General features: G+C 66.3%; 11 protein-coding genes and 2 tRNA genes. 5 read left to right on the top strand and 8 right to left on the bottom strand.

Annotated features, from left to right (window positions below; all coding sequences use genetic code 11):
* Nucleotides 1-78: 78 nt before the first annotated feature.
* Together ACSHWB_RS21905 and ACSHWB_RS21900 are read left to right on the top strand one after the other, a co-directional pair.
* Nucleotides 79-151, top strand: a tRNA-His gene (locus ACSHWB_RS21905).
* A 58-nt stretch (nt 152-209) separates the two neighbouring features.
* Complete coding sequence (locus tag ACSHWB_RS21900; protein WP_439663862.1) at nt 210-1,835, top strand: ABC-F family ATP-binding cassette domain-containing protein; 1,626 nt, start codon at nt 210-212, stop codon at nt 1,833-1,835.
* A gap of 4 nt (nt 1,836-1,839) precedes the next feature.
* Here ACSHWB_RS21900 and ACSHWB_RS21895 read toward each other — a convergent pair whose 3' ends face one another.
* Nucleotides 1,840-2,973, bottom strand: a complete 1,134-nt coding sequence (locus ACSHWB_RS21895) for a L,D-transpeptidase (RefSeq protein WP_439664647.1) — start codon at nt 2,971-2,973, stop codon at nt 1,840-1,842.
* Nucleotides 2,974-3,258: 285 nt separating this feature from the next.
* Between ACSHWB_RS21895 and ACSHWB_RS21890 the strand changes: the two genes are divergently transcribed.
* Nucleotides 3,259-3,332: transfer RNA gene (locus ACSHWB_RS21890), tRNA-Lys, on the top strand.
* 55 nt (nt 3,333-3,387) lie between these two features.
* On the opposite strand, the gene ACSHWB_RS21885 is transcribed toward ACSHWB_RS21890, so the two are convergent.
* On the bottom strand, nt 3,388-4,110 hold the full coding sequence (locus ACSHWB_RS21885) for a site-specific integrase (protein ID WP_439663861.1): 723 nt from the start codon (nt 4,108-4,110) through the stop codon (nt 3,388-3,390).
* A gap of 120 nt (nt 4,111-4,230) precedes the next feature.
* On the opposite strand from ACSHWB_RS21885, the gene ACSHWB_RS21880 reads away from it, so the two are divergent.
* Complete coding sequence (locus ACSHWB_RS21880) at nt 4,231-4,494, top strand: hypothetical protein (RefSeq protein ID WP_439663860.1); 264 nt, start codon at nt 4,231-4,233, stop codon at nt 4,492-4,494.
* Between the two features lie 569 nt (nt 4,495-5,063).
* On the opposite strand, the gene ACSHWB_RS21875 is transcribed toward ACSHWB_RS21880, so the two are convergent.
* The gene (locus ACSHWB_RS21875) at nt 5,064-5,351 is read right to left on the bottom strand and encodes a DNA-binding protein (RefSeq protein ID WP_439663859.1); all 288 of its coding nucleotides are present in this window, start codon (nt 5,349-5,351) and stop codon (nt 5,064-5,066) included.
* Nucleotides 5,348-6,184, bottom strand: a complete 837-nt coding sequence (locus ACSHWB_RS21870) for a DNA-methyltransferase (RefSeq protein WP_439663858.1) — start codon at nt 6,182-6,184, stop codon at nt 5,348-5,350. The genes ACSHWB_RS21875 and ACSHWB_RS21870 overlap by 4 nt, the downstream gene beginning before the upstream one ends.
* 547 nt (nt 6,185-6,731) lie before the next feature.
* On the opposite strand from ACSHWB_RS21870, the gene ACSHWB_RS21865 reads away from it, so the two are divergent.
* Nucleotides 6,732-8,738, top strand: a complete 2,007-nt coding sequence (locus tag ACSHWB_RS21865; RefSeq protein ID WP_439663857.1) for an SIR2 family protein — start codon at nt 6,732-6,734, stop codon at nt 8,736-8,738.
* Here the strand turns inward: ACSHWB_RS21865 and ACSHWB_RS21860 are convergent.
* From ACSHWB_RS21860 to ACSHWB_RS21845, 4 genes are all read right to left on the bottom strand, one after another.
* Nucleotides 8,726-10,459, bottom strand: coding sequence for a hypothetical protein (locus tag ACSHWB_RS21860; RefSeq protein WP_439663856.1), 1,734 nt, complete (start codon nt 10,457-10,459; stop codon nt 8,726-8,728). The genes ACSHWB_RS21865 and ACSHWB_RS21860 overlap by 13 nt on opposite strands.
* 10 nt (nt 10,460-10,469) lie before the next feature.
* Nucleotides 10,470-11,168, bottom strand: coding sequence for a hypothetical protein (locus tag ACSHWB_RS21855; protein WP_439663855.1), 699 nt, complete (start codon nt 11,166-11,168; stop codon nt 10,470-10,472).
* Nucleotides 11,169-11,258: 90 nt separating this feature from the next.
* The gene (locus ACSHWB_RS21850) at nt 11,259-12,542 is read right to left on the bottom strand and encodes a hypothetical protein (protein WP_439663854.1); all 1,284 of its coding nucleotides are present in this window, start codon (nt 12,540-12,542) and stop codon (nt 11,259-11,261) included.
* A 71-nt stretch (nt 12,543-12,613) separates the two neighbouring features.
* On the bottom strand, nt 12,614-13,798 hold the full coding sequence (locus tag ACSHWB_RS21845) for an OmpA family protein (protein WP_439663853.1): 1,185 nt from the start codon (nt 13,796-13,798) through the stop codon (nt 12,614-12,616).
* Nucleotides 13,799-13,939: the final 141 nt, after the last annotated feature.

Raw genomic sequence — 13,939 nt, 5'->3', positions numbered from 1 at the left:
TCGGACTTTGAACCCCCCGATTTCAATATCGTTGGCCGTCGTTGCTATGCTTCCTCTGCCGGTCAACGACTGGCAATGGTGGGTGTAGCTCAGCCGGTAGAGCACTGGGTTGTGATCCCAGGTGTCGCGGGTTCAAGTCCCGTCACTCACCCTTTGTCGAAAGGCCTCCGCACTCGCGGGGGCCTTTCTTCACGTTCAGGGGAGTCTTCATGACCACGCTCGTCGCCAAGGATCTCGCCGCGGGTCACGGTGACCGCGTCCTGTTCTCCGGACTGGACCTGGTGGTCGCTCCCGGCGACGTCATCGGGCTCGTCGGCGTCAACGGCGCGGGCAAGTCGACGCTGCTGCGGACACTGGCCGGCCTGATCCCGCCGGAGCAGGGCCGCGTGTCGCTGAGCCCGCCCTCGGCCAACGTCGGGCACCTGGCCCAGGAGCCCGAACGGCTCGAAGGCGAGACCGTGCGCGACTTCCTGGCCCGCCGCACGGGTGTCGCGGACGCGCAACGTGCCCTGGACGTGGCCACCGAGGCGTTGACCGCGGGCAACGACGAGGGCTACTCGGACGCGCTGGACCAGTGGCTCGCGCTGGGCGGCGCCGACCTGGAGGAACGGTCCCTGGAGGTCGTGTCGGACCTCGGGCTGACCGTGGGCCTCGACGCGTTGATGACGTCGCTGTCCGGTGGTCAGGCCGCGCGGGCGGGCATGGCGTCGTTGCTGCTCAGCCGCTACGACATCTTCCTGCTCGACGAACCGACCAACGACCTGGACCTCGACGGCCTGGAGCGGCTGGAGAAGTTCGTCACGGGCCTGCGCGCCGGCACCGTGCTGGTCTCGCACGACCGCGAGTTCCTGGCCCGCACGGTCACCAGCGTGCTGGAGCTCGACCTGCACCAGAACTCCGTGCGCCTGTACGGCGGCGGCTACGAGTCGTACCTCGACGAACGCGCGCGTGCCCGCCAGCACGCCCGTGACGACTACGAGGAGTTCGCGGACACCAAGGCCTCGCTGGAGGCCCGTGGGCGCATGCAGCGGGCGTGGATGGACAAGGGCGTGAAGAACGCCCGGCGCAAGGCGACCGACAACGACAAGAACGCCCGCAAGTTCCGTGCCGACGCCACCGAGAAGCAGGCCTCGAAGGCCCGCCAGACCGACCGCATGATCGAACGCCTGGAGGTCGTCGAGGAGCCCCGCAAGGAGTGGGAGCTGCGGATGGAGATCGCCGCGGCCCCGCGTTCCGGCGCGATCGTGGCGTCGTTGCGGGCGGCGGTCGTCGAGCGTGGCGGCTTCCGGCTCGGCCCGGTGGACCTGCAGATCGACTGGGCGGACCGGGTCGCGATCACCGGCGCGAACGGCGCGGGCAAGTCGACGCTGCTGGCCGCGTTGCTGGGCCGCGTCGAGCTGACGTCCGGCTACGCGACCCTGGGCTCCGGCGTCGTGGTCGGCGAGGTGGACCAGGCGCGCGGGCTGTTCCTGGGCGACCTGCCGCTGGTGACCGCGTTCGAACAGGCCGTGCCGGAGATGAACCCGGCCGACGTCCGGACGCTGCTGGCGAAGTTCGGGCTGAAGGCGGCGCACGTGATGCGCACGGCCGCGTCGCTGTCACCGGGTGAGCGGACGCGGGCGGCGCTGGCGCTGCTGCAGGGCCGCGGGGTGAACCTGCTGGTGCTGGACGAGCCGACGAACCACCTCGACCTGGCCGCGATCGAGCAGCTGGAGACGGCGCTGGAGAACTACCCCGGCACGTTGCTGCTGGTCACGCACGACCGGCGGATGCTGGAGGCGGTGCAGGTGAACCGTCACCTGGCCGTGTCGGGTGGCCAGGTGACGGTCTCCTAGAGCTTTAGCGGTTGCCCTGGACCCACGTGGACCACGGGACCTGCCAGTCGCCGAAGCCGTCCCACGACTCGAGCGCCGGGCCACCGGAGTTCGCGACGGTCACGACGTCGCCCTGCTTGCTGTTGTCGAACACCCACTTGGCGTTCTCCGGCGACAGGTTCAGGCAGCCGTGGCTCACGTTGCGGCGGCCCTGGTCACCGATGGACCACGGCGCACTGTGGAAGAAGATGCCGCTATTGGACATGCGGTAGGCCCAGTCGACCGGCGTCTTGTAGCCGCCGTTCTCGAGCGCGAGGCCGTACGTCGTCGAGTCCATGATCATGTGGTCGTGCTTCTCCATCAGCACGTACGTGCCGGTGGGAGTGGTGTTGGCGGCGTTGCCCATCGAGGTCGGCATGGTCTTGACGACCTGGCCGTTGACCTTGACGTTGACCGTGTGCGCCTGGCCGTCGGCCTCGTAGATGACCTCGTCGCCGACCGTCGTGGTGATCGTGCGGTCTTCCTGGCCGTAGATGCCGTCACCGATGTGCTTGCCGTAGACCTTGATGTTCATCGTGATCTTGGTGCCTGACTTCCAGAACGCCTGCGGACGCCAGTGCACCTCCTTCTTGTTGAACCAGTAGAAGGCACCCTCGACCTTGGGCTCGGTGGTGATCTCGAGCATCTTCTCGGCCGCGACCTTGTCGGCCACCGGCTCGTCGAAGTAGAAGGCCAGCGGCTGCCCGACGCCGATCGTGGTGCCGTCCTGGGGGTTCGTCGACACGTACGTGAGCGTGCGCGGCTTCACCGTCGTGAAGGACGACTCCTTGGTCTGCGGCTTGCCGTCCTCACCCGTCGCCGTGGCGGACAGCTTGTACGTCTTGGAGTAACCGAGCGGCTCGGTGTTCGTCCACTGCGTCGCCTCGGGGTTCATCTTCCCCTCGACGAGCTTGCCGTCGGCGTTGGACAGCTTGACCTCGGTCAGCTTCCCGTCCGCCGCCGTCGCGATCACCGGCAGCCCTGGCGACACGTCCGCCGCACCGTTGTTCAGCGCCAGCGTCAGCGTGACGGGCTTGGGCGGCGGAGGAGGAGCGCTCGACTCCCCGCCGGCGCCCCCGGTCGCGCTGTCGCCGCCCCCCGAACAGCCTGCGATCAGCATCACAGCGATTCCCGCTGCGACCACCCCATGACCGCGCCTGCTCCACATCCCCATGGACGTACTTCCGTTCTGCTTGTCACCGCTCCCGAGACTGCCTGCACGAAGTCGTTTTGGCGTCCCCCGTCTAGGTGACGACAGGGGGTGGCCCGAAGTTGCGCAAGTGGCCGGATCGTTACGTGGCCGATGCGCCCCCAAACCCGTGCTGACCAGCCGATTGGGAGCGTGCGGAGACGCTGTGCTAACGTTCTTCCCGTCGGAACGAGCAAGCCTCCGACACACAAACAAGCGCCGCTAGCTCAGTTGGTTAGAGCAGCTGACTCTTAATCAGCGGGTCCGGGGTTCGAGTCCCTGGCGGCGTACTCCAGAGAAGCAGGTCGACTTTCGAGTTGACCTGCTTCTCTGCTTTTCGGGTACTCATCCGAATTCTTCCTTTGGTCGTTCTGGATCATGGTTTGGCGCGCCCGAGGTGACCCCGAGACGCGGATGATCTTCGATCACCGGACGTTCCGGCATCACGCGGACCGAGGCGACCTTGCGCGGCACGAGACGGGCGATTCCCTCGGCTGCCTCGCGGGCGACCTGCGGCAGCACGCCGGTGTAGGTGTCGGCCGTGATGGTGATCGAGGAGTGCCGGAGCATGCTGGACACGACCTTCATGTCCGCCCCGGATGCCAGCGCGAGGGTCGCCGCTCCGTGGCGCAGGTCATGCAGACGGATCGGCGGCAAACCTGCTGCTTCGACCAGTTCGTTGAACAGGTCGGTGACGGCGGCGGGGTGCAGCGGCGAGCCGTCCAGCTCGGTGAACATGAGGCCGAGATCGACCCACGCGTCCCCTGCCGCTTCGCGTTCACGCCGCTGCCTGGACCGGTGAGCGCACAGCTCCAGGACAGTCCCGCGGTCGAGCGTGATGATCGCGACGCTGCTGTCGGTTTTCGGAGTGTCGAACTCGGTCTCCCAGCCAATCTGTAGGAGCTGGAACCTGATCGCGAGCGACGCTGCGTTCTCATCAAGGTCGGCCCAGTACTGCCCAAGTCCCTCTCCTCGGCGCAGGGCGGCGTGGGCGAGCAGGTGGAAGAACGCGTACAGACGTGGTGCGCGATCGAGTCGAGGAAGGCACCCGTCTGCTCGGGCGTCCACACCATCACCTTGCCCGGGATCTCTCCCGTTTCCTGCCACCGCTCGACGCGAGCCTCGGTCCACACGAGCGGCTTGGGCCGCACCTCGGGCGGAAGCTCGACCTTCACGGCAGGGTTGAGAGTGATCAAGCCGTCGCCGTACATCGCGTCGTTGAGACCCTTGCGCGCGGTGGCGACGATCCGGTGCATCGAGGCGATGCCGACCGGGCGCCGGTACCGCGCGAGCGCGCGGTGGTCCGGGTCCGGGCTGTTGCGCGGCTCCTCGATCCGGTCGTTGAACTCCTCGATCTGCTCGAACATGAGCGTGAAGTCGGCGCTCTCCAGTTCGTCGAGCCAGATCTCGCCGCGGTACGGCACGAGATACAGGCGGATGTGCGACTCGTAGCTGCGGTAGGTGTTCTTCGCGAGGCCCTTCCGCTTCGGCAACCAGGCCTGGAAGTAGGAACCGACCTGGATGCGGTCACGCAGTCCGCCTTTGGGCCGGACCCGACGACGGACGGTGTCCTCGTCCGGAATCGCTGTCGAGTTGCTGATCGCTTCCGCGATGAGGTCGCCGACTTGGGTGAGGGCTTTGGTGTCCCCAGGCCTGGGGATCTTGAGCAGTCGTCGGATCAGGTCCAGCTCGTCCTGGGCTTCGGTCGCGCTGTCAAACGTCGTGCGTCGGCGCGGCCTCCGTTCACCGTCCGCACTCGCAGGTAGCTCGATGCGGTAGCCCCAGGTGCCGTGCTCACTCCTGCTGAGTTTCGGGCAGGACTTCCCGAACAACTTGCCCGTCTTCGGGTCGCGGCACGAACAGCGTTTGAAGGTGGAGCCGACCGCGACGCCCTTGGATGCGTCAGCCGTCTTGGATTGCATGACCATCATGCTCGCGCTGCGGCGGGAGCCCGAGCGAGCCCGAGAAATGGGTGAACTTGGCCCGAGACATGGAGATCCGATCGTGTCGAGAGTGGACTGTCAGTCACGAGTCCGCCGCTTGCGGACCACCTTGGTCACGAGCGGCTGAGATGGCACGGGTGGAGTCGGCTCCGCAGGTACCGGTTCGAGCCCGAGTTCTCGGCGCAGCTCGGCAGCGGGAACGCGATAAGCGGATCCGACCCGCACGACGCGGCAAGGGAACTCGCCTCTGCGCGCCAAGGCGTACGCGGACGTGCGTCCGAGGCCAAAGGCTCGGCCGGCCAGAACGATGTCGACGACGGCGGGCAGTGCGATGACCTCGGCGACGGTCAGCGGCTTCGCTGTCATGGTGACGCCTCCTCCTGCTTGGCGAAGCGAGCGATCGCGAGATCGTGGAACGCGGAATTGAGGTCGACCCCGATGTAGGAACGGCCGAGCTGGCGAGCGGCAAGGCCCGTCGTCGCTGTCCCGCTGAACGGGTCGAGCACCACGCCACCGAGTGGACACCCGAGCTCGATCACTCGCCGCGCGACCTCGACCGGCCCGACTGCCGTGTGACCGTGAAAGGACTGCGTCGGCACGCTCCACACGTCGCCGAGTGGACTGAGCGCGGGTGCGAAGTAGTGGTCCTTGGACGTCGCAAAGAAGAAGACGGACTCGTAGCGGTTGCCAAGCCGGTCACGTACGGATTCAGGTCGAGCGTTCGGTTTGTGCCACACGATCGAGTTCCGCAGTAGCCAACCGTCTTCCTGCATCGCGAGCGCAACTCGCCACGGCACCCCGATGAGGCTCTTCCTCAGCACACGGGACTGAGGTGGCCGGTGCGTGCCGTGGCGACGGCGGCGAACCTCGTCGTTAGCGGTGGGCGCGGTTGAGCCGGCGGCGACGTAGTTTCCCCACGAGCCACCATAGGAATCGCCAAGGTTCAGCCAGCAGGTCCCAGACGGTTTGAGGACACGACGTACCTCGGCGAACAGGACACGCAGGACTTCGACGAAGTCCTCGACGCGTTCCTCTTGCCCGTACTGTCCGACTACGCCGTAGTCGCGATGCCCCCAGTACGGCGGTGACGTCACCGCGCAATCAACAGAACGCGTGTCGAGTCTGCGGAGCACCTGCAGGGCGTCGCCCAGGTAAAGCTCGATCCCTGCACCTCGGTGGTAGGTAGAGGCCGTGCTCATGCTGCCCTCCTCTCCGCCTCGCTGGTGATGTCGACGAACCTTCGACCGAGCAGTCGGGCTGCGGCCGCTGTCGCGGACGACCGAGGGAACACTTCGAGCATCGTGCCGCCGAGAGGACAGGCCGCCTCGATACACCTCAGGACGGAGACCCATCATCCGATCGTGCCGTTGGTGGTCCGGTGCTACCGAGCTGCGAAACAGGTCGCACGTGCTGGGGTGAACGGGATCAACGTCGTCAGCGAAGTGTCCAGTCAGCATCCGTAACAACCACTTGTGGCACCGCGATTCACCGGAAGCGTTGACGACATCGGTTGCTTTCGGCGGACACGTCAGGATAGGAGCTGCGACATGGCATGGCCGGTTCTGGCCACATCCTCGATGGGTGTGCTTGCCAGCGCACATACCTCAAGACACAGAGCAGACGCCAGGCGCGTGCGCCGACTCTCTCTGACAAGTCGCCTCAGCACGAGGCCGTTCACGGTAAAGGCGACTTCTTGGCTTGCGACAACAGACGGGCGCGGGGTGTGTGTTGTTGCCCAGTAAGCCTATGCGCCGAACCTTCATTGTCGGTGCCGGCGCGAGCGTCGCCCCGCCCGCCGGGCTGCCCTTGTTCTTCGCCCTTCGCAGCTATCTGGTAGAGCAGTTGGAGTTGCCGCCCGACGCCGTCAACGGTGCTGCTCAACTCGCGCCCGAGACCTTCATGCGCGCGTTGCACGAGGGTGGCCTCCCCCTGGAACTCTGGCTCACCCGTACGTTGCGCCAAGGCCACCCAAACGCCTTGCACACCGTGCTCGCGACCGCTCTCGCCAGCGGTGACCGCGTGTGGACCGTGAACGTCGACGAACTGATCGAGGCCGCGTCCTCCAAGCCGCTGAAGGTCGCCGCGTACGACAGCGTGGCCCCAGACGCGGACGCCGTTTTGCTGAAGCCACACGGGACGGTGAGCTCAGGGCGGTACATCTTCCGCTCCGACCAGGTCGTACGTCCGTTGCCACCCGCATGGGCGCAACGGCTCGTGGACGACTGCGCGGGGCGGCACGTGGTCGTCATCGGATACGCGGGTCTTGACGTGGATATGAGACTGGTGCTTGATGGCGCTTTCGCGGGCGCCGCAGAGATCACCTGGTTCGCGACGACCAGCGATCGTGACGGTCTCATGCGACGTCTGCCGTTGCTGGGAAAGGTGGGCAACTTTCTCGGCGGGGATCGTCCGAACACCCTCAGCCCGGCTTTCCTGGCGTGGGCGGACGGGCAGGGTTTGACCGGCGGTGTCACGCCCTATCAGAGGGAAGCGGTGGAGCGTCGGGACGATCGGCTGCCTGCTCACCTGGGTGGTGACGTGCGACTGGCACGGGCGTTGTTGCTCGAGCGCATCGGTGATCGCGCCGGCGCGAGGGAAGAGCTTTTGAGGATTCTCGTGCCGCGATTGCCTGCGTTGCGATACCGCGTCAAGGTCGCGGCAGCTCGGCTGAGGACGATCGACCTGTACGGCGAGGCGTCCTGGACCAAACCGTTGCTGGCCATCGCGGCGAGCCGGATTGCCTGGGTGCTGCCCCGCACGTTGCGGCAGCGACTGGACCGTGTGCACGTAACGCTTCTGAGCAGCTCTCGCGGTTTGCACACGGCCGCACGCAGGCGGGCCCGCCGGGCCCTCGACAAGGACGACCCGGCGATCCTTCTTTGCACCGCGAAGGCTGCACGGTTCACAGGTGATCTCGCGACGTCGGTCGCTGATGCGACCAAGGCGGCTGACTTAGCGCGCATAGCTGGCGATGTCGACCTGCTGGCGCACGCGCTGTTCGAGCGGGCCTTCGCGCACATGTGGGCGGGCGAGCTCACTCAGGCTCGTTCGCTGGTGCGTGACTTGCACTCTGGTGTCGATGGCCTGGCAGGGGTGCGTTGGATCGCTTGGGCCTGCTGGCAACAGGCTTGTCTCCATCTCTACGACAACCGTCCGCAGGACGCGATCACGGAGCTGGAGCGTGCGGAGGGATTGTTCGCGTTGGAAAGGTTGCCAGCGGGTGAGGCGGCGTCGATCACGGTGCAGCTCACCGCTCGCCGCATGATGTGTGACGGCGCGGAGTTCGAACGTCTCCACCGGGATCGGCTGACGAAGCTGCGCGGTAGTGCGGGCTGGACGGCTTACACAGATGCATCGATCGCGCTGGAACTGGCGGAGTGGGCCCGCACGCACGGTGACCCCGGAGAGGCTGAGCGGCTCTACGACGAGGTCGTCGAGTCCTCCTCGGACGAGCCGGTGCACCGGACGTTCGCCATGCTTGGGCTCGCGGAGCTGGAACGTGCGGCCGGCCGTGACAACAGTGCGCTCGCCGACGAGATCCGAGAGGTGTTGCGGCAGCATCCGATGGCCTACATCGAGGCGCATCTGGTCGTGACCGACTTCCTGGCCGGACGTGTCGGCGCGACAGACGGTCTCGCGTACATCGCCGCCGCCGCGCCGAATCTCACGACGAGAACCGGTTTTCCGCCAAGAGATCCCTCTGACTACTGCCTGGGCGCGCACCCCGAGCTGCATGAGATCTACCTGCCCTGACGGTCCGCGATATGTCGCATCAAGTGCAGCGCCACGATCCGTGCACGCTGACACCAGCCGTATTGCAGGGACCGCACCCCGCCAACTACCTCGCCCAGGCTGAACACGCGGTGAGCGCCAGGCAGCAGATGTGTGCGCATGGCACCGGAACGGGACCCAACAGCCTTGTACAACCGCTGAAGTTCTCGGTAGTCGCGGACCAGATCACTCGTGGAGTCGTCATGGCGATATCGGTCGCGCAGCATTCGATGCCGGTAGCTGATCCAGGCGAGGATGTTGCCGGCCTGCCCGAACCACTCGCTCGAGATTGCAGCGTGCTGGTCGCCACGCCTTCCCGCGAGGCTGCTCGCGAGATCCGTTCTCCGGCGGAACTGGTGCACACCTGCGGTCTGGTCTGTTGTCCCGATCTCCTGGAGAACGTCGGCAGCCAACTTTGCGGCGAGCCATTTCAACCCTGGAACGCGCGACATGTGTTCGATGACGCGACCTTCGGTCTCGGCGAGTTCCCTGCGGTCATCCCCGCCGGCCCGCTTGCGGTGCCACATCAGCCAAGCGAGTGCCGGAAGGAACCGGCCCTGGACCCACATCGTGGCACCGATGCGCTCGATCCGCGTCACGCCGCTTCGCGGCCGCACCCCGCTCCACCGCCGACGCAGGTCGTTCCAGCGCCCCGCCTCCCACAACGCCGCCCCAGCTGCGGAACGGATCAGGCCGGGCGGCGCCTTCGGCATCGGTGTGAGCAGCAGCTCGACCTCGTCGAACAACCCGCTGTCCAGGAACAGGGCGAGCGAGGCGACCTCGCGCAAGTCGTCGTCGACCGACACCGCTGGAGGAGACGGTCGCCGTCCGGCTGGCACACCCAGAGGGAATCCCCACTGATCACCGAGCTTCCGCACCAAGAAGTCGGTGGGGCCGCACAAGACTGAGATGGCCGCCCCCTTGCGCCGCATCGCGATCGGCAGCGGCGGGACAGGGTCGTCCGTGTTGTCGATGATAGGTGTGAGGTGCGGCTTGTGCGGTGCGTTGTGCTGAAGCCACACCACTTGAATACCGCGCAGCGCGTCTGGTGGCAGGGCCATGACGCTGGCGTTGACGTCGAAGAAGTCACTACCGCTGTAGCCCACCACGATCAAGAAGGGGCGGGCAGTGAGCAGGTCGGTGAACTCCGCGGCGAGTGCCGGCGAGAAGCCCTTCTCGATTCGTGTCAGCGTAGCTCCGAGCTTGCCACCCACCGCGCCGTGGAAGTGCAGGAGATCGCTCGTTCGCCAGCCTGAACCGCTCGCCGCAGCCGCGGTTTCGATGCACTCATCGAAGTTCGCAGTAAGATGGCCACCGCCGGCGGCCAGGTGCCGGCCCAGGAAGTCGTGCAGCCTGTTCGGGGATGCAGTCGCGACGTCTGCGACGATCTCGTCGACGGAATGTTCGCCGTAGATCCTCGCCACCACACCGAGAACGGTCTCCAGCCTGGGCGGGCGTGGATCGCCCGATGCCTTGTTCGCCGCGCACGACGGTACTTCGAGCCAACCTACAGCGCGGTGATGTCTGAGCATCCGCGCCAGGGTGTCGGGCAGGAAGTAGGCGTCGAACACCCGCTTGGTCAGCTCCCACCCCGTCGGCAGCGATGACGGGCCTTCGACTGAGATACCGGCACCGCTCAGGACAGTCACGTCCTCGGGGGTCGTCTTGGCGAACTCACGCAGTAGCGACGCCACGTCTTTCATCCTGCCTCCCTCAGCTGGACGGCCTGGTCACAGGGACGAGCCGCTGCCGAGTCAGCTCAGCGATCGTCTTCCCGATCGTCAACGCGGTCTCCTTGTCGTCGAGCCCGTCGAACCGGATCGGTGGTGCGCTCGGAAACGCTCGCGACCACTCCGCGGGGACGTCGATTCCATCTCCGGGAACCAGGAACCGTATGTCGTGCACGCCAGCCTGCCGCAGCAATGCGGCACCCGCCGCAGAGTCGGGCGGCAGGTCCGCGAGCTGAGCGTCGGACAGCAACAGCAACACCGTGTCACACGGCGGCGACGACACGGGGAGTTTTCCGATCTCGTCGAGCATCGGACGCAACAACGTGTTGTTGCCGTCTGGCACGGATCCGTTGGGCGCGATGGTGCTGTGCGCCACCGGCGTCGGTGGCAGACGCGTGATCGCTCCACCGGCGAAGTCGACGATCGCCATCTCGTCGTCGGCGCGCAGCGTGTTCTTCTCGGTGGCCCACTGCCGCAACTGGACCAGCGCGGAGTCGCGGGCGGCGGCGTACTCCGCCATCGAGCCGGACACATCCATGGCGATGGCGAGTCGCAGGCACGTCGGTCCACGCGGACCGTCGAGCTGGTACAAGCGCAGAACGTCTGGCTCCGGTGGGCCGACGACACTTTGGTACCCCTGCCACACGCCGATGCCAAGCAACGCCAGCAGCACCAACGGCAAGAGGAGGGCACGTCGCTTGCCAGGACTCGGTATCAATCGCGGTCGTCCCGCCAGATCGGGACCGTGCACGAGCATGCCGGACATGGCTGATCAGCTCACCTTCAGCGACGGGGTGCCGGACTGGAAGGGAGGCTGGGCGCCAGGTTCCTCTTCGTGCAACGCGTTCCACAGGTCGTCCAGCAGGCTGGAGAGGTCCTCGGCATCCCAGGCGCGACACCGCAGCAGGAGATCAGCCATATCCGCCAGCGACCGCGCGTGCAACAGTGCTTCCACCCCCCCGAACAGACGCGGAGACTTCAGGTTGGGCAAGAGCAGACAGCCGCGGGCACTCGTCTTCTGGTCCGAATCTTGGTCTGGGGAGACCAACGCGGCCGGACCTTCCGGCACCGCCTTGACAGCGTGTGGGTCGCCCCAATAGGCCTCGGCCTGAGTGACCAGGCGCGCACCCGCGGCGTTGACTCGGGTCGCCTCGTTCAGCCTGTGCTGCACTTCGAGACGAAGCGCGAGCCACGCCGTCTGGTGCCTGCGGTTCGACTCGATGAACTTCTTCGCGAGCTTGGAGAACTCGTTGCTCCGCAGGCGGTACTGGTCTCGTACCTCGGACACGAGGTAGGTCCGCACTGCGGCGTCGGTCAGTAGCACGCCGGCGAAGATCATGGCCATCGGCAGGGCAGGAATCGAAACGGACCCGATAGCAGTGTTGGCGCTGTCGAACCGGTACAGCACCAGCAGGAAGATCGCCGTCAGCAGGATGAGGAACACTCCCAACCCGACAGCGGCGCCGAAGTGTCTGCGCTTGCTGATGCCCTGGTACTCCATCACCCAGCGGTGAGCGAGTCCACCGGCGAGACGTGCTCCCATGATGGTGACGACGGGAATCAGGACCGCCATGAGGATCGCCGCGATGCGATGGGGGTGCAGCAACTCCGCCCTGCGATCGAGGTCGACGGTGAACGTGGTGTACCAGAAGAAGAACTCTGCCACGGACAGTGCGATCTCGATCCAGAGCAGGTTTCGCCGGGAGAGCAGCGCGCGGTTGTGGTCGAACTTCTCGGTCTTCTGGTCGTCATCTGGCACAGGCTGCCTCGCCGCGCGACCCGTCTGCCGAACGATTTCCCACTGCGGGTGATCACGCAGCATCCTCAGCATCAACAGGCACCAGGTCGAGGAGGCGGCTGCCCTGACAAGCGTGCGCATCAGGCCGCGCAGCTTCCTGCCTGCGTCCTGGTCCTTCTTCGCGAGCGTGTTGATCACTTCGAGCGCGGTGGTGGCCTCGTCGGCGTAGAGGCCTTCCGCACGCTGGTGGGCATGACGGACGTTCTGCTGCCTGCGCTGGTGCGTAACCTCGTGCAGGCTGCCGAGCGCGCCTTCCACTCCGCCGCTGCTCAGGCCCCGAGGAGACCTGCCCAGGACCCTGCTGACCTTCCTGGCGATCCGGCCAGTGTTCATCGTCCACATCCCTTCGTGCCCAGGGTGATCTCGACGCGGCGGTTGGTCGCCGCGGCGGGGTCCTGCTGGTCCTTCGGGCGGTCGGAACCGAACCCGCGCGCTTCGAGCCGCACGGTGTCGACCCCCATCGAGGCCAGCGTCAGGGCGACGGCTTTCGCCCTATCCTCGGAGAGACGCTGCTTTCCCTCAGCGGTACCGAAATCCGCCGTGTGCCCCTCGATGCGAGCGGTCATGTCCTGGTGTGCGGTCATTTCGGCCGCAATCGACTTCAACACCTCGTCTGCGCCGTCAAGCAATACTGAGCTCTCCGCACCGAACAGCAACGCGGAGGGAATGGACTGGACGACGCCGCAGGACAGCGTCAGCTTCTTGACCTCGGGCACGACGAGGGAGTCAGTGGGAAGTCCATCGGGCACGGTGCCGCGCTTGCCCGTCTGCTGGTCGAAGTCAGCCGTCGCGTTCCTCGTAGCCAGCACCGCTGTCCAGACGGCCTTGAGGTTCGCCCGTGCGGACTGTGGCAGGGCTCGCGTGGTCTCGCCGAGGCCCGCCCAAACGAGCTTCTGCTCCTGAAGCGCCTCCTCGACCGAGGTGGCGAGTGCGCGCGCGAGTGGTTCCGGCTGCGTGTCGAAGCCGAGCTCGTTGATGTCGAACGGGCTCACGCTGTTCACCCCGTCTGACATCACGAGCAACGTCGACGGCTTCTGTCGCGCCGCGAATCCGATCGCGTCCAGCACCGCGCTGCCGGATGCCGTGGGCCGCATGCTCTCGGCGCGAGCCCACCGGGCGACGCAGTCCAGCACGATCGGTCGTGCATTGTCCGCCGTGACGCTATCCACACCAGGGTTGGGCTCGAGCGCGACCTTGCGCACGACTGCAGGCTGTTTGCCCACACCCTCGACCGAGATGAGGGCGAGGACATCGCCTCGACGCTGCGCCTCCTTCAGTTCGGCGACGATCCGCGGCGGAAGGTCACCTGTCGCTGCGGATGCCGTGTTGTCGACGACGAGGGCCACGAGTCCCTTCTCGCTGGGGACTTTCACCTGTTCAAGCTTCACGCAGTCAGCGGGGTCGCCGCCGTCTTGTGAGCTGCCGCAGCCGGAAATGCCGAGGCCGAGGAACAGGACCAGCATCAGGACCGCGCGGTACTTCCACGCTTTCCACTGTGTTCCGACGAGGTTCATGTGCACTCGCAAATGACTTGCGGAGCGCCAACACAGGCGGGGCTCGGAGAATGTGTCAACGATCCTGACGGCGAGCCGCGATGCAGGGGCGCGCTCGGATGACCGGCTGACCGTAAGGCTGACCGGCATTATGTGTCAAGT

Source organism: Lentzea sp. HUAS TT2 (genome assembly GCF_051853195.1).
GTDB lineage: Bacteria > Actinomycetota > Actinomycetes > Mycobacteriales > Pseudonocardiaceae > Lentzea.
The sequence above is the reverse complement of the archived record's forward strand: the minus strand, read 5'-3'. Positions and strand labels throughout refer to the sequence as shown.